The organism is Ancylobacter mangrovi, assembly GCF_024752335.1.
In the GTDB taxonomy this organism is placed as follows: Bacteria; Pseudomonadota; Alphaproteobacteria; order Rhizobiales; family Xanthobacteraceae; genus Ancylobacter; species Ancylobacter mangrovi.
The window spans coordinates 174,233-200,515 of record NZ_JANTHY010000010.1; the positions used below are offsets into that span (position 1 = coordinate 174,233).

A 26,283-nucleotide genomic window follows, 5' to 3' on the forward strand; every position below is an offset into this window, starting at 1 on the left:
CGGCCGAGGGCGGCCGGCCGGCCGGCGGCTTGCGGTGACAGGGTAGGCCGGGCTAGGTTCGCGCCCCGACCACGACCTGTTTTCCGGACATTCGACATGCAGTATCGCCCGCTGGGCCGCACCGGCCTCGAGGTCAGTGCCATCTGTCTCGGCACCATGACCTTCGGCCAGCAGAACACCGAAGCCGAGGGCCATGCCCAGCTCGACTACGCCCTCGACCGCGGCATCAACTTCCTCGACACGGCCGAGCTCTATTCCATTCCGCCCAAGGCCGAGACCCAGGGCTCGACCGAGCGCATCATCGGCACTTGGCTCAAGGCGCGCGGCAATCGCGACAAGGTGATCCTCGCCACCAAGGTGTGCGGGCTCTCCGAGATGACCTGGTTCCGCGACGGCGGCGCGCCCGCCCGCCCGGACCGCGCGCAGATCCGCGAGGCAGTCGACAAGAGCCTGACGCGGCTGCAGACCGACTATATCGACCTCTACCAGCTCCACTGGCCCGGCCGCCCGGTGCCGCAATTCGGCGCCAACCCGACCCGCTGGACCACGCCGGCGGGCGACGAGGTGCCGATCACCGAAACGCTCGACGCCTTCGCCGAGCTGGTGAAGGAGGGCAAGGTGCGCCATGTCGGCCTCTCCAACGAGAGCGCCTGGGGCACGATGTGCTTCATCTGCGAGGCCGAGCGCACCGGCGCCCCGCGCGTCGCCTCGGTGCAGAACGCCTACAACCTGCTCAACCGCACCTATGAGACCGCGCTCGCCGAGGTGGGCCTGCGCGAGGATGTGGGCCTGCTCGCCTATTCCCCGCTGGGGCAGGGCTACCTGACCGGCAAGTACCAGAAGGGCGCGCGCCCGGCCGGCTCGCGCACCGCGCTGTTCAACCGCGGCCAGCGCTACGAGCATGCCGGCACCGAACAGGCGATCGACGACTATCTCGCCATCGCCCGCGAGCAGGGGCTCGACCCCTCGCAGATGGCCATCGCCTTCTGCCTCGCCAAGGAGTTCGTCGCCTCGGTCATCATCGGCGCGACCACCATGGAGCAGCTCGAGACCGACATCGGCGCCATCGACGTCGCCTTCACGCCGGAGCTGTCGGCGAAGATCGACGCGGTGCACCAGCTTCGCGGCAATCCGGCGCCGTAGTGCGTCTCATGGGACGGGCGGGGCGACGGCTCCGCCCTATTCCTTCGGGTCGGCTCCGGCGGCCGGCTCGGCGCTGTGCCGGGTCATCAGCGGCACCTGCGCCATGGCGAAGACGAGGGTGAGCGGCAGGTAGCCGAAGGTCTTGAACGCCACCCAGGTATCGGTCGACACCGAGCGCCAGACGATCTCGTTCACCACCGCCATGACGATGAAGAACACGCCCCAGCGTATGGTCAGCTCGCGCCAGCCGCGATCGGTGAGCACGAACACGTCGCCGAGTATGTAGGGCAGCAGCGGCTTCTTCAGCGCCAGCCCGCCCAGCAGCGCGAGGCCGAACAGCGCGTTGACGATGGTCGGCTTCATCTTGATGAAATGGTCGTCCTGCAGCCACAGCGTCAGCGTGCCGAACACCAGCACCACCGCGGCCGAGACCAGCGGCATCACCGCGATCTTGCGCGCCAGCAGCCACATCATCGCCAGGGCGGCAAAGGTCGCGATCATGAAGGCGGCGGTGGCGACATAAATGCCCGCCCGCGCATTGGCGATGAAGAACACGACGAGCGGCCCCATCTCCAGCGCGAACTTCATCGCCGGGTGCATGGTGCGCAGCTTGGTTTCGCCGGGCGTGTCGCTCATTCGGTCAACCTTTTCCGGAAGGCTTTCGGGGGGCTCAGTCGTCGAGCCCGACGATGGCGCGGGCGAAGTCGCGGGCCTCGAACGGCTCGAGATCGTCGATGCCCTCGCCGACGCCGATGAGATGAACCGGGATGCCGTATTTGGCGGCGAGCGCCACCAGTATGCCGCCGCGCGCCGTGCCGTCCAGCTTGGTCATGACGAGGCCGGTGACGCCGGCGACGCGCGCGAACGCCTCGACCTGCGACAGCGCGTTCTGGCCGACCGTGGCGTCGAGCGTCAGCACCACTGCGTGCGGGGCGGAAGGCTCCTGCTTCTTCACCACGCGGACGATCTTTTCCAGCTCGGCCATTAGCTCGGCGCGGTTCTGCAGCCGGCCGGCGGTGTCGATGATGAGCACGTCCGCATTCTCGGCGCGCGCCTTCTGCAGCGCGTCGAAGGCGACGCCGGCGGCATCCGCGCCCTGCTCGCGCGCGACCACCACGGCGCCGGTGCGCCCGGCCCAGACCTTGAGCTGCTCGATCGCGGCGGCGCGGAAGGTGTCGCCGGCGGCGAGCACGACGCTCTTGCCCTGCGCGCGCAGGGTGGAGGCGAGCTTGCCGATGGTCGTGGTCTTGCCCGAGCCGTTGACGCCGACCATCAGCAGCACGAAGGGGCGCTCGGGGGCCTCGAACATGATCGGATGGGCGACCGGCTTCAGGATCTCCTCGATCTCGGCGGCGACCAGCGCGCGCACCTCGTCCGGCTCGATGGTCTTGTCGTAGCGGCCCCGGCCGACCGCCTCGGCGATGCGCTGGGCGGTCTCCACGCCGAGATCGGCGCGGATGAGGACGTCTTCCAGGTCCTCCAGCGTGCCGGCGTCGAGCTTGCGCTTGGTGAACAGGTCGGTGATGCCGGTCGACAGGTTCGACGCGGTGCGCGTCAGGCCCTGCGTCAGGCGCTTCCAGAAACCGGGGCGGGGGGAGGGGGTGTCGTTCATCGTGCCTCAGGCCGCGATCAGCCGCGCGCCGTCATGGCCGGCGATGCGAAGGGAAAGGAGCGTGCCCGGCGCCACCGGGCGCGGCAGGCGGACCGGGGTGAAACCGGGCGTGCGGCCGACGCCTCCGCGCTCGGCGAGTACCTCGCGCGTGGTGCCGACCTCGGCCGCGAGATGGCGCAGCAGCGCGCCCGCCCCCTTCTCGCGCAGACGCCGGGCGCGCTCGCGCACGGTTTCGGCGGCCACTTGCGGCATGCGGGCGGCCGGCGTGCCGGGGCGCGGCGAGAACGGGAAGACGTGCAGATGCGTCAGCCCGCAGGCGTCGACGAGGTCGAGCGAACGGCGGAAATGCGCTTCGGTCTCGGTCGGGAAGCCGGCGATGATGTCGGCGCCGAACACCACGTCCGGCCGCAGCCGGCGGATGCGGGCGCAGAAGGCGATGGCCTCGGCGCGCGAATGGCGGCGCTTCATGCGCTTGAGGATGAGGTCGTCGCCCGCCTGCAGCGACAGGTGCAGATGCGGCATCAGCCTCTCCTCGCCGGCGATGGCGGCCATCAGCTCGTCATCGACCTCGACCGCGTCGAGCGAGGACAGCCGCAGCCGCCGCATGCCGGGGCAGTGGGTGAGCAGCGCGCGCACCAGCGTGCCGAGCCGCGGGGCGCCGGGCAGGTCGGCGCCGTATGAGGTGAGGTCGACGCCGGTGAGCACGATCTCGCCATAGCCGTCCTCCACCAGCCGGTTCACCCGCTCCACCACCGCGCCCATCGGCACCGAGCGCGAATTGCCGCGCCCGAAGGGGATGACGCAGAAGGTGCAGCGGTGGTCGCAGCCGGTCTGGACCTCGACGAAGGCGCGCGTGCGCCCCCCGATCGCCTCGCCCACCCCGTCGATGAGATGGGGCGCGCTCTCGCGCACGCTCATGATGTCGCCGACCGCGATCTGCTCGTCCGCGATACTGCCGAAATCGAGCGCCTGCCGGGTCTCGGCCCAGCGCGCAGGATCCAGCTTCTCGGCGGTGCCGAGCACGCGGTCGACCTCTTCCATGCCGGCGAAGGCGGACGGGTCGATCTGTGCCGCGCAGCCGGTGACGACGATGCGGCGGGAAGGGTCCTCGCGCTTCAATCGGCGGATCGACTGGCGGGCCTGCTTCACCGCCTCGGCCGTCACCGCGCAGGTGTTGACCACCACGGCTCGCTCCAGCCCGGCGCGGGTCGCCAGCGCCTGCGCGCTGGCGGAATCGAGCGCGTTGAGCCGGCAGCCGAATGTCACCACCTCGACCGTCATCGCGTCAGTTCACTTCGACGTGGGGCGTGTCGTCGGTGAGCATGGCGGCGGTCAGCCGGCCGTCGAATTCGTACTCGGCCGGGCCCGTCATGAGGATGTGGTCGTCCGCCTCACGCCAGTCGATGAAGAGGTCGCCGCCGGGCAGCGTTACCCGCACGCGCCGGCCGGTCCGCCCGAGACGGGCGGCGGAGACGGCGGCGGCGCAGGCGGCCGAGCCGCAGGCGCGGGTGAGGCCGGCGCCCCGCTCCCAGACCTTCAGCACGATGTGCTCGGGCGAGACGATCTTCGCCAGCGAGATGTTGGCGCGCTCGGGGAAGACCGGGTGGTGCTCGAGCTCCGGCCCGTACTGGGCGAGGTCGATCCCGTCGAGGTCGTCCACCCAGAAGATGGCGTGCGGATTGCCGACATTGACCACGGCGGGCGCGCGCAGCAACGGGGCCTCGGAAGGCCCGGCCTGCAGTTCCAGCTCGCGCGTGTCAGCGACCGGGCCGGCGAGCGGGATGTCGGCCCAGCCGAAATGCGGCACGCCCATGTCGGCGGTCACGCCGTCCGGCTTGACCGTGCAGTCGAGCAGGCCGGCGACGCTCTCGAACACGAAGTGATGGCGGCCCGTGCGACCGGCCTCGTAGAGCGCGATGCAGCGCGTGCCGTTGCCGCAGGCCCCCGCCTCCGAACCGTCCGCATTGACGATGCGCACGAAGGCGCTCGTGCCCTCGTGGAGCGGCGGGTAGAGCGCCATGATCTGGTCGAAGGGCAACACGTCGGCGCGGGCGAGCGCGCGCGCCTCCGCTGCCGGCACCGCGAGCGGCGCGTCGCGCAGGTCGAGGACGACGATCTCGTTGCCGAGACCGTTCATCTTGACGAAGGGTCGATTTTCCAGCGCTGCCATGGCTCGCGATCGTGGCGGATGATCGTCGTCCTTATATGGCGACAGCCCCGCCGATGGCCAGCGCCGATGCGCAGAGCCCGCAGCCATCGCATACCGCCGGGCACCCGCATGTTGCCGAAAAAGCCTAGCTCCTCCCTTGTCGCCCGGGCGGCGGTATGAATGGGAGTAACCACCTAGAGGCGCACGGCAAATCAAGCTATACGAACCCTTAGCCCGGTACGGTCGCGCACCCGCCGGCGAGTCGCAAATCGCTCGAGATTGTCGCCCCGGTTGGAGAGTTCGGAACTCAATGACGACGGTCTTCTATGATGACGATCCCTGGCAGGAAGTTCAGGGAAAGAAGTGGTCGCGGAAGACCCCCCGTCATTACCTTTACTGCATCAGGCAGGCGGCGCAGGCCTGCGGAATGACCGCGGAGCCGTTCCGAGCAACCCTGAGTGGCGACGGCATCTATTTCACCTGGCGGCCCTCGCTGAAGAAGATCCTTTCCGCCCCGCGCTTCAAGCTGGTGTTCCTGACGTTTGGCGTGCCGACACAGACCAATGGCTGGCGGCGGCACGTGGCGTGGCTGCGCTTCCTGTTCGTCTGCCTCCTCGCGTCGGAGGTGCACGCCATGGACGAGCGCACCTATCGCTACCTGCGCTCGCACCGGTTCATCCGGCGCAAGCTGCACCGCGCCATGCCGCTGGTGGACGTCGCCTTCTTCGAGACCGAGCGCGCGCCCTCCTCGTTCCTGCTGGTGGTCGGCGACGCGGACCGGGACGAGGCGGTGGTCGACAGGCTGGCGGAGAGTTTCGACATCGTCCGCGTCTCGACCTCCAAAAAGTCGGACGGGGCGCGCGAGGCGGCCAATCCGCGGGTCCGGTTCCTGGTCGGCATCGACTATGAGGAGCTCAAGGCGCTCTATGCCGGCGCGGCGGCGCTCATCATGCCGATCTCGACCAACCGCCATGCCGCCGGCACCACCACGGTGACCGAGGCGGTGAGCGCCGGCTGCCCGGTGATCTCGAACTCGATCTCGCAATGGTACGATTTCCGCCGCGACCCGCGCTTTTCATATGACGGCAACATCACCGTCCCCGGGGTCCGGGCGCGGCTCGCGGCGCTCGAGGCGGGCGAGGCGCAGGCGGGTGGCGCCAGCACGGACTGGATGGACCTGCCGGACGGGATCGCCTACCTCGCCGACACGTTCCGTCGTCTCGCATGAGGCCGGCTCCGGCGCGCCCGCGACGGTCCCGGGGCCTCGCACCCATCGCCCGAGGCGCCGCCACGCCGTCCGCCCGGTCGACGCCGGCCCGCCGAACCCGAGCCGGGGGGATGCATGGCGATCTGGGCTGACATATTGCGGGTCGTTCATCTCGCCTTCCTGGTCTACGCGACGATCTTCGCGTTCCGGGACCTGTTCATGCGTTCCGTGCCGCTGCATGCGCGGTACGCCTATGGCTGGATGATCGTCTGCGTCACCTACATCTACCTGTCGGACTTCGCGATCTCCGGCACCGAGGCGCTCTACAACAGCTGGTACGTGATGCATTACAACGTGTTCGCGGGCGAACACGTGCTCCTCGTCGTCACCATCCTCGTCACCCTGCTGTTCGTGCGACTGCTGTCGACCTTCTTCAGGCAGCCGCAATCGTCCGACCAGCCCGCCGAGCTGATGGCCGGCACGACGCTGGAGACGGTGGCGGTCCTGCTGGTGGTGGCCTACACGCTGACGCTGCTGGTCTTCTATTCGTTTAACATCGGCGCCATCATCGAGAACTCGCTGATGGCGCGCGACGACCGCTTCGCCGATCTGCGCATGATGGCCGAGGGCGAGCAGAACCCGCTCTTCGCGCTGCTCACCGCCACCCAGCCGGCCGCCATCGCCATCATGGGCGGGGCGCTGGCCGAGCGCCGGCGGATCGCGCCGCTGCGCATCCTGCTGTTCCTGGTCGGCGTCTACCTGCTGTTCTCGCAGGGCAGCCGGACGGCCTTCACCATCGCCCTGCTGCCGGGGCTGATCATCTATGCGCGCCGGTTCCGCCCGTTCTCGCGCGTCATGCTGTTCGCTCTGTTCATGGCCCTCGGCCTGGCGGTGAACGGCTTCATCGTCCAGTTCCGCGCCGGCGGCCTCGCCAACTACACCTCGGACGAGCTGACCTTCTACTACCACCAGGACAACAATTTCGCCCTGGTGCTGCATTCGCTCAAGCTCGCCTCCACCAGCCCCGAGCGGACCGATGCGGGCGCGACCTTCGCGATCTCGCTGCTGAACTGGGTGCCGCGCACGATCTGGCCCGGCAAACCCTCGCTCGCGGACCTTGATTTCGGGCACTACCGCGAGCCGTGGTGGACGATCGGCTATATCGGCGAAATGGTCTCGATGTTCGGTCCGACCTGGGGGATCGTGGGCTCGATCGTCTATTTCCTGGTGATGTACGTCTTCCTGTCCATGCTCCTGTCGAGCGACGGAGGACGCAAGAACCTCGCCTTCAAGCTGATGTCTCTCCTGTACATCTACATGTGCCTGCGCTCGATGCTGAACATCACGCAGTATGTGTACGGGTTCCTGCCCTTCGTGCTGGCGTCGCTGTGGACAAGATCGCGCTCGCTCATAAAGCATCGTCCCCCGGCAAGCCGCGCCTACCGACAGCGTTAGAAGCAGAGACGTTAGATGTTCACCAAACGATTCATACTCGCCTCTGCCTACAACCTGTTTCTAAACCTCATCAACCTTCTGCTCTCGATCAGCACCTTCATCCTGCTGGCGCGCATCCTCGCCCCGACCGAGCGCGCGCATCTGGCGGCGATCATCGCGTCGGTGGGGCTGTCGGCGAGCTTCTCGTCGGTCGGCATGCCGCTGATGTTCTCGCAGATCCGTCAGAATACGGTGAACCCGCGCGACTTCGTCCGCGCGGCGGTGCTTATGGTGCTGGCGGGGATCGTGGCGACGTTCCTCTACTACGTCTTCCACGACGATGTGGGCATCGTCGGCCTCGTCTTCCTGACGGCGGTATCGTCCGTGGTGGTGGACACCGTCAACAAGTTCGAGAACTTCCGCGCCAGCTATTTCAACTCGATGATCATGAATTATTTCTACACGGGAATAATCATCGCGTTGCTGCTGTACATCTACCTTGCCGGCATCGGCGGCACGGTGGTCGTCTACGGGATCTATACATCGGCTGGCCTCTTGGTCCTCGCGCTGGCGACCATGCAGTTCCTGCATCGCCGCGTGCGCCGCGGCGCTCCCGCGGTCCACCTGAAGCTGTTTTCGGTCGGCCAGCTCCTGATGTGGCTGCTGTCCTTCGCCTCGGTGTTCTCGCGCTACGTCTACATCCTGTTCTTCCTGTCCCGGGTCGAAACCGCGGTGATCGGCGTGTTCCTGACGATCTGCGGCCTGTTTTCGCCGGTCTCGGTCTTCACCGTCGCCATCGGCCGCGCCTTCTATGGCGGCGCGGCGGGCCACGTCACGCGCGGCTTCGTGCTGAAGCTCGCCGCGATGATCGTCGGCGGGACGGGGGTGGCGCTGTTCATCGTCTACCAGCTCCGCTTCCTGATCCTCGACCTGAGCTGCCTGATCCTGCCCGCCTCCTATTGCGGACCGGCGCAATATGTCTCGCTCGCCTTCGTCTATGTCATCGGCACCACGACCTCGCAGATCGCCGTCGACATCGCCTCGCGCTACTCGCGCCACGGGCAGTTCATCATGGCGTCCGGCGTGCTGGCGGCGCTCGCGGCCGGCATCTGCCTGTGGGTGGGCTCGCTGCAGCAGGCGGTGCTGGTCACCTACGGCTTCAGCTTCTTCCAGCTCGTCGCGGTCGCCTTCTCGCTGCGCGAGCCCGAACCAGAGCCGGAACTCGCCGGGCATGCCGAGCCGGTGGCCTGAGCACGCAGAAGGAAGGGCCGCCGACGCAGTCAGGCCATAAAGCCTGCCCATCCTGACCGTTGGCGATGCTCGGCGGCGGGGTGTGGATGATAAGTCGGCGGAATCTGTTACGCGGCGCGGGTGCGGTGGCGGGCACGGGCCTTTTCGGCTGGTGGCGCGCGCGGGCCGACGAGCGGCAGGTGTTCCGCCCGGCCGATTTCGGCGCGAAGGGCGACGGGCTCGCCGACGACACCGAGGCGCTGCGCGCGGCGCAGGCCAGGGCCTCCGAGGTCGGCGGCGTGGTCGAATATGACGGCGTCTACCGCGTCACCAGCCGGATCACGCTGAACTCGCACGTGACCCACAGGGGCGTTTCCGCCGAGGCGACGATCCGCAACGATTCCCCGTTCGATCCCAAGCGGCCGGTTGACCGCGAGTGCTTCTCGCTGGGCGAGTACACCACCGAGATGCTGAGCCGGTTTCCGGCGGCGCCGCTCAAAGCCGCCGCCCGTGGCGAGCAGACGCTTGCGCTCGGCAACGCCGCGCTGCCCTGGCGCCCGCAGCCGGGCGATTTCGCGATCGTCGCTACCCGCGAGCGGCTGACGACGCTGCACGGCACGCGCCTTCCGGTGCGCCAGCAGCTGGTGAAGATCATCGCCGTCGACATGGCGGCCGGGCGGCTCGACATCCAGCACCCGCTGACGGCGGACTTCCCCGAGGCCGACCTCCTCCAGCTCCACGCCTTCAACGGCTTCTCCCGCCAGCCGGCGCACTGCGTGGAGGATGTGCGCATCCAGCGGCTGCGCTTCGAGGGCGGGGGCATCTCCTTCGGCGCCGCCTATGACTGCGCGTTCGAGAACCTGACATTCGCCGACGTGCGGGACCTCGTGTTCGGCAACTGCCTCGCCCATTCGCGGCTCGAAGGGATCTCCGGGACGTTCTGGAATCGGGGCTGCGAGATCAAGCTCGGCACCCATGACAGCACGGTGTCCGACCTCGACATGACCTATGTGCCGAGCGACCAGCCGGCCTATAACGGGTGGATCTCGCTCGGCGAGATGGCGCGCAACGTCACCATGTCCAATGTCCGGCTGGACGCGAGCCGCTACACCAAGGATGGCGGCGTGATCCTGGTCGGGCTGCAATACTGCTTCGGCATCCGCATCGACGGGCTGGACGTGAAGGCGCCCGGGCTGCGCGACGCGGTGGGCATCCTGCTCATGTCCGGCAAGAGCGAGGCGAGCGCGCCGGTCGATTGCGACATCCGCAACGCCGACGTCGCCTGCGCGCATTTCGCCCGCTGCCTGCAATGGGGCAGCGGCGGGCGCGACGGGCCGATGAACTGCACTCTCGGCCAGGTCCGCTTCCACGGCGCCGCCGACGACGACGCGGCAGTGTTCGAGGCCGGGCGAGGCAACGTCATACGCGACGTCAATTTCGGCAGCGGCCGGGTCGTCTCGGGACCGGACTTCACCGGCAACGAGCTCGACAACATCGTCTGCGCCGGCGTCGACGACAGTGCTTCGCTGAGCGCGCACAACACGGTCCGCTCCATCGTCACCCTGTCGCGGCAATAGACGCCGCGCGCCTGCCGGTCAGACCAGCGCGCGCGTCGCCGAAACCGCCCATCCCAGCGGCGTGCGCTGGCGCGCGATGGCGGCGCTGAGCTCGCCCATGCGCCGGCGCTCCTCCGGTGTGCTCGCAGCGATCCGGCACAGCGCCTCGTAGAGCGCGTCCTCGCTTTCGGCGGGAATGCGAATGCCGTTCATGCCGTCGCGCAGGAAGTAGTCGGCCGCGCCGCAGCGATCGGTGACGACGAGCGGCAGGCCGGACGCCGCCGCCTCCTGCACCACCAACCCCCAGGGCTCGTAGCGGCTGGCCAGTACGAAGGCGCCCGACCGGTGCATGATGGCGGGAAGTTCGCCCGGCTGGATGAAGCCCAGCGGCTCGCAGCGCGGAAGCTGCGCGACGACCTCCGTCAGCGGCCCGGTGCCGCAGACCACCAGCCGCCAGTCGCCGTATTCGGGACGTTCGGCGAAGCGGCGCCAGGCCTTCTCGAGGATGTCGAGGCCCTTTTCCGGCACCAGGCGGCCGACGAAGAGGAAGCTCCTGTCCGGCTCGCTCTCGCGATGGTCGACGCCGAAGCGGTCGATGTCGCAGGCATAGTGGCCCTCGATGATGCGGGTCACCGGAAAGCCGAGCCGGCTCGCGAAGTCCGCCTGCCGGCATCCGGGCACGTAGGCCCAGTCGAACAGGCGCTTCAGGTGCAGGCGGAACGCGGCGACGCCGAGCCATTGCCGGCCCGTGCCCAGCCACTGATTGTCCATGCACAGCACCCGCACCGCGCGCCCGCGCAGCGCCGCCGCCGCCTTGCGGTAGACCGGGATGTGCCAGCTGCAGATCAGGGCGAGGTCGTAGCTTCCTTCGCCCAGCAGGCGGTCGATCGCCGCGCCGTCCGACTGGGCCCAGACCCGGCAGGGGAACTGGAAGAACTGGTCGGTCTGGTAGGGCGCCTGCGACGAGCCGCTCGGAATGACGACGTCGAGCTCGCAGCCGGTCATCGCCTGCAGCTCTCGCACGCTGGCGTCCATGTAGCCCGACCATTTCGACCACAGAACCAGAACTCTCATCAGTCTCTCCGCCCCAAACGCGCCGGCCCGCACCGGCATGAGCCGCCCGCTTCGCCCGTCCCGCGCCTTACCGTGCCGCGCCTTGCCGTGCCGCGCCTTCCGGCGCCAGCGTGCGGATGACACGTGCCGGGACGCCGACGGCGACGGAATTGGGCGGAACCGAGCGCGTGACCACGGCATTGGCCCCGATCACCGAATTCGCGCCGATGGTGATGCCCTCGAGGATGCAGGCGCCGCGCCCGATCCAGACATTCTCGCCGATGACGATCGGCGCCGACTTGAAGCCGGAATCGCGCATCGGCACGCCGACCTCGATCCGGTGGGTGAAATCGCGGATGGTGACGTATTCGGCGATCATCGTGCCGTCGCCGATGCGGATCTCTTCCATGCAGCCGATGATGAGGCCGCGATTGGCGCTGACCCGGTCGCCGACTTCGAGGCGCGCCCCGCGCAGCAGGGTGATCTTGAGATCGTCCATGACGAGATTGGCACCGACGCGGATGATGCCGTTCCAGCCATTGGTCATCATCACCGGGCCGCCGATGGTGAAGCCGGGGCCGATGCGGAAATCGCAGCGGAACAGCGCGATCTTGAACTTGAACCAGAGCCCGCGCAGGCGCCCACGAAGCTGGGTATGTCCGGCGAACAGGTCAGGGAGCCGCATCGAGGACGCTCCGGATCGCCACGTCGGCATTGGCACGGGCCGCATCGCGCGCATGGGCATAGGTTGCGAGCCGCTCGGCCCGGCCCTGCCGCACCGTAGCGCGGAAGGTCTGCGAGTCGAGCATCGCCGCGACCTTGTCGACGAAGTCGTCGATCGGGTTGGTGACGCCGCCGAGCCCGGCGACGTCGCCGGCGAGGCAGGCGATATCGGTGGTGATGACGAAGGCGCCATAGGTCGCCGCCTCGAACACGACGTTGGGCTGGGCCTCGTCCGGGTAGGTCGTTGGGAACACGAAGATGTCGAGGCCCTGCAGGAAGTCCCGCTTCGCGTCACCTTCGAGGCCGCCGACCCAGTCAACCCAGGGCTGCTTCAACTCGCCGATGCTGGCGAAATACTCCGGATCGCGCGCATAGCCGGCGAGCACGAACTCGTAGGCGCCCGTGTCCTTCAGCCGGCCGGCCAGCTTCTCGAACACGTCCGCGCCCTTGCCCGGCAGGATGTTCGAGATGAAGCCGACCCGCAGCGGGCCCTCGCCCGACGAGCCGCCCGGCTCGGGTTGGGGGGCGTGGAAGATGATGTTGCTGAACTCGAAGTGCTTCACCGCTCCGGCGGCGTCGACGATGCTGCGCGTCATGGCGGGGCACAGCGTCATATAGGTGAGGTTGCGGCCGCCGAACGCCGCCGATTTCGCGAACAGCTTGGGGTCGCTGCGCAGCAGCCGGAAGCTGCGCACGCTGAGGATGATGCGATAGCCGAGCAGGCGCAGCACCGCAAGCAGGCCGAGGGTGAAGTAGAACCCCTTGTTCCCGTCCGCCACCAGGTAGCAGACGCGCCCCGCCCCGCGCGGCAGCAGGGCGGCCGTGACGATGAACGACCACAGGCGGCGCAGCCGGCTAAATATGTAGAAGCGCCGTCGGCGTTCGGCGAAGGAGAAGGACAGGTCGAAGCGCCGGATCTCGAAGAAGCCGAGATCGTCGATGTACCGAAGCATCGCCTCCGCCGTCGTCCGGGTTCCGGCCGCATCGCCCCCGAGGGGCCCGGCGAACAAGAGATGCCTGCGCTTCGACACGTCCACTATGTCCTCGACGATCGTTGCATGGATATCCGGGCGGGAGCGCCAGCCGGCGCGATCGCCGCCGATGGACCGGCGGGGAGCCGGCCGGGACGATCAGTGCAGCGGCTCTTCCTTCAGCAGCTTTTCGAAATAGTCGATCGTCTTCACCAGCCCCTCGCGCAGCGGCACGGTCGGCTTCCAGCCGAGCAGGGCCTCGGCCTGCGAGATGTCCGGCTGGCGCTGCATCGGATCGTCCGAGGGCAGGGGACGGAAGGCGAGCTTCGACTTGGAGCCGGTGAGCTCGATGATCTGCTCGGCCAGCGCGCGGATCGTGAACTCGCCGGGATTGCCGATGTTGATCGGGCCGGTGATCGCGTCCGGCGTGTCCATCATCCGGATCATGCCCTCGACGAGGTCGTCGCGGTAGCAGAAGGAGCGGGTCTGCAACCCCTCGCCGAAGATGGTGATGTCCTGGCCCTGCAGCGCCTGGATGATGAAGTTCGATACCACGCGCCCGTCCTGCGGGTGCATGCGCGGGCCGTAGGTGTTGAAGATGCGCACCACCTTAATGTTGAGCTTGTGCTGGCGGTGGTAGTCGAAGAACAGCGTCTCGGCGCAGCGCTTGCCCTCGTCGTAGCAGGAGCGGATGCCGATCGGGTTGACGTTGCCCCAGTAGCTCTCGACCTGCGGGTGGATCGCCGGGTCGCCATAGACCTCGGAGGTCGATGCCTGGAGGATCTTCGCGCGGACGCGCTTGGCGAGGCCGAGCATGTTGATGGCGCCGTGCACGCTGGTCTTGGTGGTCTGCACCGGGTCGTGCTGGTAGTGGATCGGCGAGGCGGGGCAGGCGAGGTTGTAGATCTGGTCGACCTCGACATAGAGCGGGAAGCACACGTCGTGGCGCATCAGCTCGAAATGGCGATGGTCCATCAGGTGCTCGACATTGCGCCGCGTGCCGGTGAAGAAATTGTCGACGCACAGCACGTAGTCGCCGCGGTCCAGCAGCCGCTCGATCAGGTGTGAGCCCAGGAAGCCGGCCCCGCCGGTTACCAGGATTTGCTGCGCCATCTATGCCCCCAGAAGACCCTACGCGATCATTCGAAATTCGATTCGAGTTCGATCTTATTATAAGTGGAGCCGGTGAGTAGTGCGGCACCGGCGCCCCGTGGCGTTTCCCCCGGGCTGGTCCCGGGAAGCCACAGCGGCGGGGCGAAAAAGGCGCCTTGCGGGCTCTTGCGGCAGGCGCGTGCGAAGCTGGTATGTGCGTGCGGATTGGCGGATCCGCCGCCGGCAAACAGGGTGCTGGTCCGGCCGTCTCGGCCGGGAGCGATTTCCGGCGCGCGCCATCGCGGCCGCGCCGGGTGCGGCGCAAAATCGGACTGGAAACTGTGGCCGCCAGCGGTCACAAATCAATGTCGGGATTCTCCGTGAAACGGGGACCCCGGGTCAGGAAAGTGGGGCGGATGATCGATCTTGAACTGGCGACCTTGCGGGCGCGCAAACTCGCTTTCGGCCTCTCACATCCGCGCATGCGCAAGGCGCTTCGGCAGGGCGTAGCGGCGGCGATCGATCACCGCGAGGCGCTCGGCCCGCTGAAGCCGCAGACCGTGCTCGACGTCGGCGCCAATCGCGGCCAGTTCGCGCTCATCGCCCGCCATCTGTGGCCGCAGGCCTCCATCATCAGCTTCGAGCCGCTGCCCGGGCCGGCCGCATACTGGCATCGGGCGATGGAGGGGGACGCGCGCGCGCGCCTGGTGCAGGCCGCGATCGGCGCCGAGCGCCAGACCATGAAGATCAACGTCACGAGCGCGGACGATTCCTCCTCGCTGCTGCCGCTCGGCGAGACCCACCAGAAGATCTACGGCTCCTCCGTCACCGACCAGATCGAGGTGAAGGTGGCCCCGCTCGGCGACTTCGTGGCGCCGGAGGAGTTCAGGGCCCCCACGCTGCTCAAGATCGACACGCAGGGCTTCGAGCTCGAGGTGCTGAAGGGCATGGCCGGGCTGGAGAAGAACATCTCCCATGTCTATGCCGAGCTCTCCTTCGTCGAGCTCTATGCCGGCCAGCCGCTGGCGTCCGAGGTGCTGAGCTATCTCGACGGCGTCGGCTTCGAACTCGCCGGCGTCTACAACATCGCCGCCGACAAGGACGGCAAGCAGATCCAGGCCGACATGCTGCTGAAGAACCGGAACGCGTGACCCAAACGGCCGGCGCGGTCAGCGCCCGCCGGACATCGCCCGCTCGAGTGCGTCGAGCGCGTCGCCCTTCGACAGGCGCCGGGCGAGCGCGCAGCCCTGCGGGCGCTCCTCCGGCGCCATGTCCCGCGCCGCGAGGATGGCGGCGCAGAGCTGCCCGACGTCGCCCGCCGGCACCAGCAGGCTGTGGCCGCGGGCGAATTCCGCCAGCTCGGTCCCGTCATCGGCGGTGATCAGCACTGGCTTGCCCGAGGCCAGCATGCCGCCGAGCTTCGAGGGCAGCACGAGGTCGGCGATGCCATGGTCCTGCGGCAGAACGTGCAGATCCGGCATGTTGAGGAATTCGTTGAACCGCGCATAGGGCTGGAACGGGAGGAAGCGCACATTGCGAAGGCTCGCCGCCTGACGCTGCAACTCGGCCTTGAGCGGGCCCTCGCCGGCGATGACGAAGTGGATGCGCGGCTTGTCCTTCAGCCGTTCGGCGGCCTCGATCAGCAGGTTCAGCCCCTGCTTGGCGCCGACATTGCCGGAATAGAGCACGATGAAATCGTCCGGCGCGAAGCCGAGCTCCGCCCGGTACGGGCTGACGCTCTCCATCGGCCGGATGTGGGACAGGTCGACCCAGTTGCGCACGATGGCGAGGCGCTCCTCGGGCACGCCCTTCTGCCTCAGCCGGTCGGCCATGCGCCCGGAGATCGTCACCACGCTGTCGAAATGCTTCAGCGTGAAGCGCTCGAAGCCATAGCCGAGCGACTTGAGCCAGCCCCTGGAGCCGAGATGGCCGACGGCGAAGGCGGCGTCGACCTCGAGGTCCTGGACATGGAGCACGGTGCGCGCGCCGACCAGCCAGGCGGCGAACTGGGCCACCGGCGCGGCAAACAGGGTGGGCTCGACGCACAGCACCGTGTCCGGTCGCCGGCGAAGGATCTGCCAGACCACCACCGGCGCCGAGGTGAGCGCGAAGGAGAGCGGGGCGAGGAGCCGCCAGATGCCGCCCATTCGCTTGCGCAGCAGCAGCGGCGTGCGCAGCACCCGGACCCCGTTCAGGAGCGCGGAAGAGTAGCCGTTGCGGAAACCGCCCTGGACCTGCCAGCCGGGATAGTGCGGCGGGGTGGTGACCACGGTCACCTCCTTGCCTTCCGCGGCCATGTGCTCGCCGATCTCGCCGGTGTATTTTCCCACGCCCGCCAGCTCGGGGGCGTAGTTCATGCCGTAGACGACGACGCGCCGCAGCGCCCCCGCCGCCGTTCCGGCGACGGCTTCCTCCCGTCCCGAGACGACGTCGCCGGCAGTCATCAGGCCGCGCTCTCCTGGCGGTTCTCGCGGAAGCTGCCATCGAGGAAGGAGCGGTAGGCGTCGGCGATGCCCTCGCGCAGCCCGATGCGCGGCGCCCAGCCGAGGCTGCGCAGCTTGTCCGCGCTCATCAGCTTGCGCGGCGTGCCGTCCGGCTTGGAGAGGTCGTGGACGATCGCGCCCTGGAAGCCGACGACGTCACAGACGAGCTGGGTGAGCTCGAGAATGGTCACGTCCTCGCCGCTGCCGACATTCACGTGCTCGGCGTCGGAATAGGCCTTCATCAGGTGCACGCAGGCATCGGCGCAGTCGTCGACATGCAGGAACTCGCGGCGCGGCGTGCCGGTGCCCCAGACCACGATCTCCTTGTCGCCCCGGAGCTTCGCCTCGTGCGCCTTGCGGATCAGCGCCGGCATGACGTGGCTGGAGTTGAGGTCGAAATTGTCGCCCGGCCCGTAGAGATTGGTCGGCATGGCGGAGATGTAGTCGTCGCCATGCTGGCGGCGATAGGCCTGGGCGAGCTTGATGCCGGCGATCTTGGCGATCGCGTACCACTCGTTGGTGGGCTCGAGCGGGCCGGTCAGCAGCGAGGATTCGACGATCGGCTGGTCGGCGAACTTGGGATAGATGCAGGAGGAGCCGAGGAAGAGCAGCTTCTCCACCCCGACGCGATGCGCCGCCTCGACGAGGTTCGCCTCGATCATGAGGTTGTCGTAGAGAAAATCGGCCGGATAGGTGTCGTTGGCGAGGATGCCGCCGACCTTCGCCGCCGCGAGGAACAGCGCCTGCGGGCGTGTCGCCTCCATCCAGGCGCGCACGCCCGCCTGGTCCTTCAGGTCCATGTCCTGGCGGGTGGCGGTGACCACCTCGCAGCCTTCGCTCGCCAGCCGGCGCACGATGGCCGAGCCGACCATGCCCCGATGGCCGGCGACGAAGACTTTCTTCCCGGCGAGCGAATATCCGGCCACTTCACGCCTCCTTCATGACGGTCGCGGTCTGCATCACCTTCAGGTCCTCGTTGACCATCTCGCGGCACAGGTCGCGCACGGAAGTATCGTGCTTCCAGCCGAGCTTCTGGTGCGCCTTGGTCGGGTCGCCGATCAGCAGGTCGACCTCGGTCGGGCGGAAATAGCGCGGGTCGACTTCCACCATGCAGCGGCCGGAGAGGGCATCGTAGCCCTTCTCGTCGATCCCTTCGCCCCGCCATTCGAGGCGGATGCCGACATCCTCGAACGCCCAGGTCACGAACTGGCGCACTTCCGTGGTTTCGCCGGTGGCGAGCACGTAGTCGTCCGCCTCGTCCTGCTGCAGGATCATCCACATGCCGCGCACATATTCGCGCGCGTGGCCCCAGTCGCGCTTGGCGTCGAGATTGCCGAGGAACAACTTGTCCTGTTTGCCGAGCCGGATCGCCGCCGCGGCGCGGGTGATCTTGCGGGTGACGAAGGTCTCGCCGCGCAGCGGGCTCTCATGGTTGAACAGGATGCCGTTCGAGGCGTGCATGCCGTAGGCCTCGCGGTAGTTCACCACGATCCAGTAGGCGTAGAGCTTGGCCGCCGCATAGGGGCTGCGCGGGTAGAACGGCGTCTTCTCCGACTGCGGCACTTCCTGCACCAGTCCGTAGAGCTCGGAGGTGGAGGCCTGGTAGAAGCGGGCCTTCTTCTCCATCCCCAGGATGCGGATCGCCTCAAGCAGCCGCAGCGTGCCGATCGCGTCGGCATTGGCGGTGTATTCGGGCGTCTCGAACGACACCTGGACGTGGCTCTGGGCGGCGAGGTTGTAGATCTCGTCGGGCTGGCACTGCTGGACGATGCGGATCAGGTTGGTCGAATCCGTCATGTCCCCGTAGTGCAGGACGAAACGCGGGTCGCGCTCGTGCGGGTCCTGGTAGATGTGCTCGATGCGTCCCGTGTTGAACGATGACGAGCGCCTCTTGATACCGTGGACGACATAGCCCTTGGCCAAGAGAAGTTCGGCGAGATAGGCACCATCCTGGCCCGTCACGCCGGTAACGAGAGCGACCTTACGCTTTTCAGTCATTTCCGATCCAAATATTCGAGCACGCAACGAAGCCGTGGAGCCGCCGAACCCACGCAAGAACCCTTCATCGGCTTACCGCAGGAGCCGATGCGCGGGAATGACGACGCCTCACAATTCAAGAAATAGCGGCGGTGTCATATCGCCGGATCAATCCGCAAATCCATAGCCGCCCGTGCCCTTCCGCACCCCATTCTTCCGACATTCAGCGATATTGCGATGAAAGTGTAAATACCTCCCGCTGCACCGCACCAGGCCGTCCCGGCACGATAGCATGACGGGCGAGCACATCCGGCCCCGACATGCGCCGCGGACCCTTGCGGCGCCTCGTTTTTCGCTTAGCGACGCAGCGATGCCGGGGGGCGCCGATCCGGTTGTTACCTAAATGCCTTAGACGATAGCGCCGGCGTTCGGTCCGGCACGCCGCGGCGCCGGGCTGTCCGCGATTCGCACGGACGACGCCTAGATGCGCATCCAGAGCTTCACCGAGCCGATCTGGTTGAAATAGCCGGTGTCGCTCGCCTGCGCGTCGTAGAACACGCCGACGGTGACGTCCGACGTCGCCGTCGAGGTGAGGCCGACGCCGGCGCCGAACAGCCAGGGCGAGACCTCCGCACCGGGAACGACGAACGTGCCGCCCCCGCCGGCGAAGGCCGCGGTCGCCTCGCTCGTCGTGTCGAGCGTGTTGTAGCCGGCCGAGCCGTGCGCGGTGAGATCGAGCGCGTCGGAGAGTTCGATGCGCAGGGCGAGTTCCGCCGTGATGAACAGCTCGCTGTAGTCCTGCGACTGGACGGAGAGATCGAGAGGCCCGGCGCCGCTCTCCTGGTAGTCGTCCGAATCGACCTTGAGATAGTCGAGCCGCAGCGTCGGCATGAGGGTGACGCCGTCGCCGACCGCGAAGGTCTTCCGCAGGCCCGCGCTCAGCGCCAGCACCCGGCTGTCATAGTCGGCCTCGGCCGAACTGCCCATGAAGGAGATGCTGCGCGAGGTGGAGGTGTCGACGAGGCCGCCCTTGGCCGAGAACAGGACATCGAGCCCCGGCATGATCGCGTGCGACCCGTAGAGGCCCAGCACGTAGGATTTGAGGTTCGCAGAGCTCGCGGCGATGCTCGCATTGGCGGGATCGGTATTGGACGTGACGGAATTGCTGGAGAAGGCGAACAGGCCGCCGAGCCGCGTATCCTCGCCCAGCACTGTGTCGGCGCCCATCGCGAAGCCGCCGCCGCTGATGTCGTAGCCGGGATTGCCGCTCAGCCCGGCCTGGCTGCCGGCTCCGCCGAGGGGCTGCACCCAGATCGTGCGATCCGCGTACGCGTCCGTGCCGGCCAGCCGGTTGGAGACGACCTGTCCGAGCATGCGCTGGACGTTCGCCGTCGCCTGCGTCGCCGCGCCGGTGAGCACGGGCAGGGTCTCGCTCAGGGCGGCGGAGAGCGAATAGCCCGACAGGTCGTTGAGCACGCTCGTCACCGGCGCCATGGCGCCGGTCAGGCCGGCCTCGGTGCCGGCGACGGCATAGAGCGTGCGCGCGGCATCGACGGCGGACCAGTTCGCGGTGGCGGTGGCCGCGTTCTGATAGGGGCTGACGACATGGATATACGTCATGTCGCCGGTGAAGAGGGCGGTCTCGTCATAGGCGCCGAGCAGCATCTGCGCCGTCGACGCATCTCCCTCGATGCCACCATACAGGCTCATCAGGCTGCTGTCGGTGAGGGTGTTGAACAGCACCCGGCCCTGCGGCGTGATCGAGCCCAGCAGCGTGAAGGTGGTGCCGTCCGGGCGGACGCCCTGGCCCCAGAAATAGCCGCTCTTGTAGCCGGTGATGATGAAGGTGCCCGCCTCGCTGGTGCCGAAGGCGGCCGGGCTGACGATGCGCCACGGCGTGCCCTCGGTCCACGCCCATTGCGGCGACAGGTTGCTCGGCACCACCTGCGCGGCCGGCGGCGTGAAGGTAGCGGGATCGTAGGGCACCATGTAGGCCCAGTGGCTCACCAGCAGGTCGGTGCCGGTGATCATCTGCATCTCCATGGTGGTCGTCCCGCCCTCCACCTGCATCCTGCCGATGCCGATGGTGGTGGTGCCGCCATCCGTGGGGGTGAACACCATGGTGATCTCGCCGTCCGGCGTGACGAGGCCCTGGATGGTCGTGTTGGTGAGGCTTTCCGTGGGCCCGATGGTCAGCGTCGCCGAGCTCGTGCCGGTGAAGACGCCGTTCGTCGAGGTGCCGAGCGACCACAGGGTCTGGTCGCCGACGGGGATGGGGTTGGCGAAGCTGGTGCTGGGCGAGGCGAAGGCCAGCATCTGCGGGACGGTCACGTACCAGTAGGTGTCGCTGATCACCGGATCCCACACCGATTGCGCATGCGCGTCCCGCCCGGCGAACGGCAGCGCGAGGATCGCCAGACCGCACAGACCGACGACGCGCCGGCCCCGCTTCGGATTACCCGCTTTCATATGCCCCCCAGCATGTCTGCCGACACCGGATCAACCCGACCCGGCGCAACGGCGCCCCGGGCCATCAGAAATGACCGCGGTTCCGGAGGTCACGCGCGCAGCGAACTGCGCTGGCCGACATCCGGCGTCACCCTTGGTAACGCATCCAACGGTGCGCCGATACTCTCATTCGTGGGGAGGGCGCCGGATCAGGGGATCGACGGCGCTGGTGCGGAGGAGGCCGCTTCGGCCGGATGGCGCGCAGCGTGGCGTCGGCGCTCAACGATCGACGCCGGGGGTCGCATCACGGGCGGGTCGGGAATGCGGGCCGACGATGCCGGCCGCGCCGTCCGGCCGCGCTCGGAAATGAAAAAAGGCCGGGTCACCCCGGCCTCTCCCAATGCCTCGACGGTCCCTGCCAGTACATCCGTGGTCAGGGACCGGAGACAATGCCTCAAGCGGCCTTGAGGTTGGCCGCCGACTGCTTTCCGCTGCGACGGTCGGCTTCGATTTCATAGGAAATCTTCTGCCCGTCCGTCAGGCCCGGAAGGCCCGCGCGCTCCACCGCCGAGATGTGGACGAACACATCCGGTCCGCCCTGGTCGGGCTGAATGAAGCCGTAGCCCTTCTGGCCGTTGAACCACTTTACAGTACCTGTCGCCATGACGATGTCCTTTCAGTCGACATAGGAATTCGATTGCCCGCACCGCGCGAGCGTCACGTTGGCATCGATTTGAGAGGAAATTCGCCCGGCGCAGCTCTGCGCAAAACTGAGTTCAACATGCAAGATCGATGATTAATGCTAGCCGAAACGCGCGCTTCCCACAAGACCCGTTCCATTTCGGCGCGAAACAAGCGCTACGGAGGTCGTGCGGGCGGCGCGTCCTTCACGTCATGCCGATCTCGGACGAGGCGGCGGCCCGATCATCCGGGTCGCCGCCGGCATCGCGATCAGAACCGGTAGTTCAGGCCGGCGCGAACGGTGTTGAAGTCCACGTCCACCTTGCGGCCGACATAGGTCTCCTCGCCGAGGTCGGTATAGAGATACTCGACCCGCGCGCTGATATTCTGCGAGAACGCATATTCGAGGCCGCCGCCGACCGTGTAGCCGACATGCGTGTTGCTCTCGTCGACGGGCGTCGAATAGTTGAAGCTCACCTTGTTCGAGCCATAGGCGAGACCGCCGGTCACATAGGGCAGCCAGGTGTCGAAGGCATAGCCGAGCCGGGCGCGCAACGTGCCGAAATAGCGAAGCTTGCTGCTGACCGAACTGCCGCTGGCGAAGGTCGCGCTGTCGCTCAGGTCGGAATATTGCAGGTCCGCCTCGGCACCCAGCACGATCTGGTTGGCGAGCTGGTAATTGTAGCCGATCTGGCCGCCGACGAGGCCGCCATCCTGGTTGTCGAGCTTCAGCCCGCTGTTGAAATCGGAGGAGCCCCAGCCATAGCCGGCGTTCACGCCCAGATAGAAGCCCGTCCAGGTGAAGACGGGGACCGGCTCGACCGCCATGACCGGCGCCTTGACCGGCAGGTCGGCTGCGAAGGCGGAGGAGCCCAGCAGCAGCACTGCGACTGACGTCAGTATCCCGTTACGCATGTGACTTCCCTCGCGTGTATTTACTGATCGATGAATATCCTGCCACACAACTGGTGTACCAGTGCTTAATGGTCACACTTCGTAGAGAAATGTTCGCTACCGAATTTGAAGCAAATTTCTCTATGCCGCCGAGTGTTACCGCTCTGGCTCTTTATGGAAATCAGGTCAGGATCGGTGCATAGCGAGTATTACGTAGCGGTATCCCTATTATTGTACCTGATTTTTTGCCGAATTGTCGGCGTCGGCCACTAGATAAGGTAATATAATGGCGTTATCGGCCGGCCCTTGCGCAGGGGGCGGCCGAACGATTTCCGCTCGGAGCTGGGCTGGGTTGCCGCGCAAAAAGGAGGGCGGCGCAGCGTCGTCGCTTCGTTCAGCTTCTCGTGAAAACTTGCTGGGGCTATCGGCCCATCTAACGCTGTGGGCGCGCGTCACGCACGCGAGCGCTGCCAGCCTCGAAGCCGAAGCCCCGCCGTTTTCGTCCGGCCCGGCTTCGCATGCCGGTCGGCACGGGTCGCGAGGTGGGCGTTGAACCGGCGGTCCGCCATCGCGAAGGCCGCACGTACGGCGTTGATCATCACCCAATAGATCGCCGCTGCGCTCAGTAGCGGCGTGAACGGGTCGTAGGTGACGTAGAAAACTTCGTTCGCGGCAGCCATCAGATCAGTCACGGTGATGGCGCTGACCGCGGCCGAGCTCTTGATGATGATGACGACCTCGTTCTGGTAGGCCGTCAGCGCGAGCCGTACGGCCATCGGCAGACGGATCGCGAGGAACAGCCGCACCGGAGAAAAGCCGAGCGCCTTGCCGGCCTCCACGATGCCGGGCGGGACCGCCGCCAGGCCGCCCTTCAGGATCTCGGCGACATAGGCCGAATGCACCAGGGCGAAGCCGATCACGGCGCAGGGAAAGGCATGGCTGAGCACCGGCCAGAGGAAGCTCGCGCGCACGGCCGGAATGAAGCCGAGGCCGCTATAGATGAGGTACAGCAGGATGAGGCTCGGAGTTCCGCGAAAGAAGGCGACATAGGCGAAGGCGGGAGCGGCGAAGAGCCGGCGCGCCGATAGGCGCCCGAGCGCGACCGGCACGGCAAACAGGAAGCCGAGCGCGAGAATCGGCACTACCAGGGCGATGGTGGTCAGCGCGCCGCGCAGCAGCGCCGGCAGGCTTTCGAGGGCGAGTTGCGGATCGAACCAGCTCACCGCGCTCAGTTCCTTGACATCGACATGCCGCGCGCGACGTTGCGGTCCAGCCAGCCGGAGGCCCAGAGCGTCAGGGCGTTCATGGCGACGAAAAACAGCGCGGCGGCGATGTAGAACAGGAACGGCTCCTTGGTGACGCCTGCCGCCACCTTGGCCTGCGCGATGATGTCCTTGAGGCCGACCAGCGAGATGAGGGCGGTGTCTTTCAGCACCACGATCCAGAGATTCACAATGCCGGGCATCGCCAGCCGTGCGGCCTGCGGCGCTATGATGAACAGCCAGATGAGCAGCTTCGGCAGTTGCAGGGCTTGCGCCGCCTCGAACTGGCCGGGAGGTACGTTCTTGATGGCCGCGCGCACGATCTCGGCCAGACAGGCGCTGTAGACGATGGCGAGGCCGGCGGCGCCGGCGACGAAAGGCGTGACCTCGAGCCTTCCCCCGAGGCCCAGTGGCGAAAGCACGGCCGAAAGGATTTGCGCGCCGCCGAAATAGATGAGGAAGATGACTAGCAGTGCGGGAACGCTCATGAAGGCGGAGGCGTAGCCGCGCCACAGGAGCCAGCGCACACCGCGCTCGTCCAGCGTCCCGAGCGCCAGCACCATGCCGCCGGCGAAGGCCGCGACATAGCCGACCACGGCGATCGAAATCGTCAGCAGCGCGCCGCGGAAAAGCTCGTCGCCATAACCCTGGTCGCCGAAGCTCAGAAGCAACATGCGGGTCGTCCTCCTGCCGGCCCGACGCCGGCCTGTCGAAATCGGCAGGGCACGTACCGGCGTGATCCCGCCGGCCGTACCCTGCCGCGCCTTCGTCCGATGGTCAGGACTTCTTGTCCACGCAGGCCTTCTCGCCCGGAATGATCGCGACGGGCACGAACTTCTCGCGGATCTTCGTGAAGGTGCAGTCGTCGATCATGCTCTTGAGCGCGGTGTTCATGCGATCCAGCAGCGCGGCGCTGTCCTTGCGCACGATCCAGCTGGAGCCGCGCTGGTCGACCGGGATGCTCGGGTCGCCGGTCCACACCTCGCCGCCGGCGAACTTGAAGTCCTTGCCTTCCGGCTTGGACAGCAGCTCGATGGACCAGTTGATGCGCGGCCCCAGCGTGGCGTCGATGCGGCCGGCGAGCAGGTCGAGGCGGATCTGGTCGGGGTTGTCGTAGGGGACGATCTCGATCGCGTCGCCGAACTTGTCGGTGAGGTACTTCACCTGCACGGTGCCGCGCATCTGACCGAACTTCAGGCCCTTGACGTTCTCCGGGGTGACGTCGTCGGGCCGGTCGGCCTTCATGATGTAGCTGTCCGGGTTGTAGACGATCGGAATGCCGAACAGCGCGTGCGCCTTGCGCTCAGCGCTCGGCTTGATCTGGGTGGTGATGCCGTCGAGCTTGTTCTGAAGCATCGCCGGGATCAGTGCCTTGAAGTCCATCGCGACGATCTCGCAATCGGCGTTCATGCGCTTGCACATTTCGCGGGCGAGCTCGGGCTCGACGCCGGTGAGCTTGCCCGAGGCGTCGGTGATGCTGAAGGGCGGATAGGAGCCCTCGTTTCCGAACACCAGCTTCTCCGCCGCCAGCGCGGCGGTGGGGATCAGCAGACTGCACAGCAGGGCAGCGCCCAGGGATTTTACGGGGAGCATAATGACCTCTGGTTTTGGTTTTGATAGTGCGGGCGGTTGAGCGACCCGGACGGCGACCGTCGGCCGATGTCAGGCGCTGGAGGCAATTGAAGGCGTCGCGGGAGCCATGGGACGGGTCGACGGGAGGACGGCAAGCCGGCGATTTCCCCTGCCGCAGTGCAGGCGTCGCAGCAGGAACCGGACGACGCGGACGGCCGGCGCTCCGATTTCCTGCTTCCGTGCCGCAACGGCGCCGCGCATGCGAATATTGCCGCGGCGGTAAAACGCCGCCTCTGCGCCGGGCGCGAAATGTTCGCGGACGAATCGATAGAACATCTCCAGCGGGAGGCGGCCGATTCCGGCCCACCAGCCCGTGAAATTCTTCATTGCCGACCTCGGTCAGGTTCTCGCGTGCGACGGTTGAGTCGCTCACGAATTGATCTTGATCAAGGTTGAGGCAGATATATTTATCTGGAAAATATAATTTCCTTCTCAACGAGATAGAAAGATCGAATGCCAGGGCATAACGTGAGGGGTAGAGTAGTTATGACGTAAGGATAATTAAAGAAATTCCCTAGCGGATCAAATTTTTCTCGAACGAGCCCGCTGGAAATTGATGGATTGGATGCCACGTCGCCGGGAATGCAATCAGACAAATCCAAAAACATAACCTAACGTAATATATTGTATTTTTGAAAAATGAATTAGATCCGCATTCCGGATAATTTCTTGCGGTGGATTCTGGATTCAGCGATCCGGTACTTTGATCTGCCGCAGATGGTCCGAGGTCGATCTC

At 66.9% G+C, this 26,283-nt stretch carries 24 protein-coding genes; 6 read left to right on the forward strand and 18 right to left on the reverse strand.

Features of this window, described 5'->3' with window-relative positions:
- The first annotated feature begins 96 nt into the window (after nucleotides 1–96).
- Complete coding sequence (locus NVS83_RS20900; RefSeq protein ID WP_258741086.1) at nucleotides 97–1,143, forward strand: aldo/keto reductase; 1,047 nt, start codon at nucleotides 97–99, stop codon at nucleotides 1,141–1,143.
- Nucleotides 1,144–1,179: 36 nt separating this feature from the next.
- Here NVS83_RS20900 and NVS83_RS20905 read toward each other — a convergent pair whose 3' ends face one another.
- From NVS83_RS20905 to dapF, 4 genes are read right to left on the reverse strand one after another with little or no spacing between them, the layout of a single operon-like run.
- Nucleotides 1,180–1,779 carry a septation protein A gene (locus NVS83_RS20905; protein WP_258741087.1) on the reverse strand — a complete coding sequence of 200 codons (600 nt, stop codon included), beginning with the start codon at nucleotides 1,777–1,779 and terminating at the stop codon, nucleotides 1,180–1,182.
- Between the two features lie 34 nt (nucleotides 1,780–1,813).
- Nucleotides 1,814–2,755, reverse strand: a complete 942-nt coding sequence (ftsY, locus tag NVS83_RS20910) for a signal recognition particle-docking protein FtsY (RefSeq protein ID WP_258741088.1) — start codon at nucleotides 2,753–2,755, stop codon at nucleotides 1,814–1,816.
- Nucleotides 2,756–2,761: 6 nt separating this feature from the next.
- A complete protein-coding gene (gene mtaB, locus NVS83_RS20915) occupies nucleotides 2,762–4,036 on the reverse strand; it encodes a tRNA (N(6)-L-threonylcarbamoyladenosine(37)-C(2))-methylthiotransferase MtaB (RefSeq protein WP_258741089.1) in 1,275 nt (424 codons plus the stop codon).
- Between the two features lie 4 nt (nucleotides 4,037–4,040).
- Nucleotides 4,041–4,925, reverse strand: a complete 885-nt coding sequence (gene dapF, locus NVS83_RS20920) for a diaminopimelate epimerase (RefSeq protein ID WP_258741090.1) — start codon at nucleotides 4,923–4,925, stop codon at nucleotides 4,041–4,043.
- 406 nt (nucleotides 4,926–5,331) lie between these two features.
- Between dapF and NVS83_RS20925 the strand changes: the two genes are divergently transcribed.
- From NVS83_RS20925 to NVS83_RS20940, 4 genes are all read left to right on the forward strand, one after another.
- The gene (locus NVS83_RS20925) at nucleotides 5,332–6,132 is read left to right on the forward strand and encodes a hypothetical protein (protein WP_258741091.1); all 801 of its coding nucleotides are present in this window, start codon (nucleotides 5,332–5,334) and stop codon (nucleotides 6,130–6,132) included.
- A 114-nt stretch (nucleotides 6,133–6,246) separates the two neighbouring features.
- Nucleotides 6,247–7,566 (forward strand): O-antigen polymerase, encoded by a 1,320-nt coding sequence (locus NVS83_RS20930; RefSeq protein ID WP_258741092.1) that lies wholly within the window; start codon nucleotides 6,247–6,249, stop codon nucleotides 7,564–7,566.
- Nucleotides 7,567–7,581: 15 nt separating this feature from the next.
- Nucleotides 7,582–8,796, forward strand: a complete 1,215-nt coding sequence (locus NVS83_RS20935) for a hypothetical protein (RefSeq protein WP_258741093.1) — start codon at nucleotides 7,582–7,584, stop codon at nucleotides 8,794–8,796.
- 125 nt (nucleotides 8,797–8,921) lie between these two features.
- Nucleotides 8,922–10,352: a glycoside hydrolase family protein gene (locus NVS83_RS20940; protein ID WP_258741094.1), complete on the forward strand. Its 1,431-nt coding sequence runs from the start codon at nucleotides 8,922–8,924 to the stop codon at nucleotides 10,350–10,352.
- 18 nt (nucleotides 10,353–10,370) lie between these two features.
- Here the strand turns inward: NVS83_RS20940 and NVS83_RS20945 are convergent, their stop codons facing one another.
- From NVS83_RS20945 to NVS83_RS20960, 4 genes are all read right to left on the reverse strand, one after another.
- On the reverse strand, nucleotides 10,371–11,405 hold the full coding sequence (locus NVS83_RS20945; protein ID WP_258741095.1) for a glycosyltransferase family 4 protein: 1,035 nt from the start codon (nucleotides 11,403–11,405) through the stop codon (nucleotides 10,371–10,373).
- A gap of 67 nt (nucleotides 11,406–11,472) precedes the next feature.
- Nucleotides 11,473–12,069, reverse strand: a complete 597-nt coding sequence (locus NVS83_RS20950; protein WP_258741096.1) for an acyltransferase — start codon at nucleotides 12,067–12,069, stop codon at nucleotides 11,473–11,475.
- Entirely contained in the window at nucleotides 12,056–13,060 is a 1,005-nt protein-coding gene (locus tag NVS83_RS20955; protein ID WP_258741098.1) for a glycosyltransferase, read from the reverse strand. Before NVS83_RS20955 ends, NVS83_RS20950 begins: the two co-directional genes overlap by 14 nt.
- Nucleotides 13,061–13,237: 177 nt before the next feature.
- On the reverse strand, nucleotides 13,238–14,191 hold the full coding sequence (locus tag NVS83_RS20960) for a UDP-glucuronic acid decarboxylase family protein (protein ID WP_258741099.1): 954 nt from the start codon (nucleotides 14,189–14,191) through the stop codon (nucleotides 13,238–13,240).
- Nucleotides 14,192–14,586: 395 nt separating this feature from the next.
- Between NVS83_RS20960 and NVS83_RS20965 the strand changes: the two genes are divergently transcribed.
- On the forward strand, nucleotides 14,587–15,321 hold the full coding sequence (locus NVS83_RS20965) for an FkbM family methyltransferase (protein ID WP_258741100.1): 735 nt from the start codon (nucleotides 14,587–14,589) through the stop codon (nucleotides 15,319–15,321).
- A gap of 18 nt (nucleotides 15,322–15,339) precedes the next feature.
- On the opposite strand, the gene NVS83_RS20970 is transcribed toward NVS83_RS20965, so the two are convergent.
- The 10 genes from NVS83_RS20970 to NVS83_RS21015 form a co-directional block, all read right to left on the reverse strand.
- Nucleotides 15,340–16,614: a WcaI family glycosyltransferase gene (locus NVS83_RS20970; RefSeq protein WP_258741101.1), complete on the reverse strand. Its 1,275-nt coding sequence runs from the start codon at nucleotides 16,612–16,614 to the stop codon at nucleotides 15,340–15,342.
- Nucleotides 16,614–17,579 carry a GDP-L-fucose synthase gene (gene fcl, locus NVS83_RS20975; RefSeq protein WP_258741102.1) on the reverse strand — a complete coding sequence of 322 codons (966 nt, stop codon included), beginning with the start codon at nucleotides 17,577–17,579 and terminating at the stop codon, nucleotides 16,614–16,616. The genes NVS83_RS20970 and fcl overlap by 1 nt, the downstream gene beginning before the upstream one ends.
- Nucleotide 17,580: 1 nt before the next feature.
- A complete protein-coding gene (gene gmd, locus NVS83_RS20980; RefSeq protein WP_258741103.1) occupies nucleotides 17,581–18,651 on the reverse strand; it encodes a GDP-mannose 4,6-dehydratase in 1,071 nt (356 codons plus the stop codon).
- A gap of 459 nt (nucleotides 18,652–19,110) precedes the next feature.
- Nucleotides 19,111–21,099, reverse strand: a complete 1,989-nt coding sequence (locus NVS83_RS20985; RefSeq protein ID WP_258741104.1) for an autotransporter family protein — start codon at nucleotides 21,097–21,099, stop codon at nucleotides 19,111–19,113.
- A gap of 433 nt (nucleotides 21,100–21,532) precedes the next feature.
- Nucleotides 21,533–21,742, reverse strand: coding sequence for a cold-shock protein (locus NVS83_RS20990; RefSeq protein ID WP_258741106.1), 210 nt, complete (start codon nucleotides 21,740–21,742; stop codon nucleotides 21,533–21,535).
- Nucleotides 21,743–22,029: 287 nt separating this feature from the next.
- Nucleotides 22,030–22,674 carry an outer membrane protein gene (locus NVS83_RS20995; protein ID WP_258741108.1) on the reverse strand — a complete coding sequence of 215 codons (645 nt, stop codon included), beginning with the start codon at nucleotides 22,672–22,674 and terminating at the stop codon, nucleotides 22,030–22,032.
- A 431-nt stretch (nucleotides 22,675–23,105) separates the two neighbouring features.
- Nucleotides 23,106–23,876, reverse strand: a complete 771-nt coding sequence (locus tag NVS83_RS21000; protein ID WP_258741109.1) for an ABC transporter permease — start codon at nucleotides 23,874–23,876, stop codon at nucleotides 23,106–23,108.
- 5 nt (nucleotides 23,877–23,881) lie between these two features.
- A complete protein-coding gene (locus NVS83_RS21005; RefSeq protein WP_258741110.1) occupies nucleotides 23,882–24,589 on the reverse strand; it encodes an ABC transporter permease in 708 nt (235 codons plus the stop codon).
- 103 nt (nucleotides 24,590–24,692) lie between these two features.
- Nucleotides 24,693–25,508 (reverse strand): transporter substrate-binding domain-containing protein, encoded by an 816-nt coding sequence (locus tag NVS83_RS21010; protein ID WP_258741111.1) that lies wholly within the window; start codon nucleotides 25,506–25,508, stop codon nucleotides 24,693–24,695.
- A gap of 69 nt (nucleotides 25,509–25,577) precedes the next feature.
- Complete coding sequence (locus NVS83_RS21015) at nucleotides 25,578–25,874, reverse strand: hypothetical protein (protein WP_258741112.1); 297 nt, start codon at nucleotides 25,872–25,874, stop codon at nucleotides 25,578–25,580.
- Nucleotides 25,875–26,283: the final 409 nt, after the last annotated feature.

Coding starts and splice junctions, on each gene's coding strand:
- NVS83_RS20900 (WP_258741086.1), top strand. CDS start 97: ATGCAGTATCGCCCGCTGGGCCGCACCGGCCTCGAGGTCAGTGCCATC.
- NVS83_RS20905 (WP_258741087.1), bottom strand. CDS start 1,779: ATGAGCGACACGCCCGGCGAAACCAAGCTGCGCACCATGCACCCGGCG.
- ftsY (WP_258741088.1), bottom strand. CDS start 2,755: ATGAACGACACCCCCTCCCCCCGCCCCGGTTTCTGGAAGCGCCTGACG.
- mtaB (WP_258741089.1), bottom strand. CDS start 4,036: ATGACGGTCGAGGTGGTGACATTCGGCTGCCGGCTCAACGCGCTCGAT.
- dapF (WP_258741090.1), bottom strand. CDS start 4,925: ATGGCAGCGCTGGAAAATCGACCCTTCGTCAAGATGAACGGTCTCGGC.
- NVS83_RS20925 (WP_258741091.1), top strand. CDS start 5,332: ATGACCGCGGAGCCGTTCCGAGCAACCCTGAGTGGCGACGGCATCTAT.
- NVS83_RS20930 (WP_258741092.1), top strand. CDS start 6,247: ATGGCGATCTGGGCTGACATATTGCGGGTCGTTCATCTCGCCTTCCTG.
- NVS83_RS20935 (WP_258741093.1), top strand. CDS start 7,582: ATGTTCACCAAACGATTCATACTCGCCTCTGCCTACAACCTGTTTCTA.
- NVS83_RS20945 (WP_258741095.1), bottom strand. CDS start 11,405: ATGAGAGTTCTGGTTCTGTGGTCGAAATGGTCGGGCTACATGGACGCC.
- NVS83_RS20950 (WP_258741096.1), bottom strand. CDS start 12,069: ATGCGGCTCCCTGACCTGTTCGCCGGACATACCCAGCTTCGTGGGCGC.
- NVS83_RS20955 (WP_258741098.1), bottom strand. CDS start 13,060: ATGCTTCGGTACATCGACGATCTCGGCTTCTTCGAGATCCGGCGCTTC.
- NVS83_RS20960 (WP_258741099.1), bottom strand. CDS start 14,191: ATGGCGCAGCAAATCCTGGTAACCGGCGGGGCCGGCTTCCTGGGCTCA.
- NVS83_RS20965 (WP_258741100.1), top strand. CDS start 14,587: ATGATCGATCTTGAACTGGCGACCTTGCGGGCGCGCAAACTCGCTTTC.
- NVS83_RS20970 (WP_258741101.1), bottom strand. CDS start 16,614: ATGACTGCCGGCGACGTCGTCTCGGGACGGGAGGAAGCCGTCGCCGGA.
- gmd (WP_258741103.1), bottom strand. CDS start 18,651: ATGACTGAAAAGCGTAAGGTCGCTCTCGTTACCGGCGTGACGGGCCAG.
- NVS83_RS20985 (WP_258741104.1), bottom strand. CDS start 21,099: ATGAAAGCGGGTAATCCGAAGCGGGGCCGGCGCGTCGTCGGTCTGTGC.
- NVS83_RS20990 (WP_258741106.1), bottom strand. CDS start 21,742: ATGGCGACAGGTACTGTAAAGTGGTTCAACGGCCAGAAGGGCTACGGC.
- NVS83_RS20995 (WP_258741108.1), bottom strand. CDS start 22,674: ATGCGTAACGGGATACTGACGTCAGTCGCAGTGCTGCTGCTGGGCTCC.
- NVS83_RS21005 (WP_258741110.1), bottom strand. CDS start 24,589: ATGTTGCTTCTGAGCTTCGGCGACCAGGGTTATGGCGACGAGCTTTTC.
- NVS83_RS21010 (WP_258741111.1), bottom strand. CDS start 25,508: ATGCTCCCCGTAAAATCCCTGGGCGCTGCCCTGCTGTGCAGTCTGCTG.
- NVS83_RS21015 (WP_258741112.1), bottom strand. CDS start 25,874: ATGAAGAATTTCACGGGCTGGTGGGCCGGAATCGGCCGCCTCCCGCTG.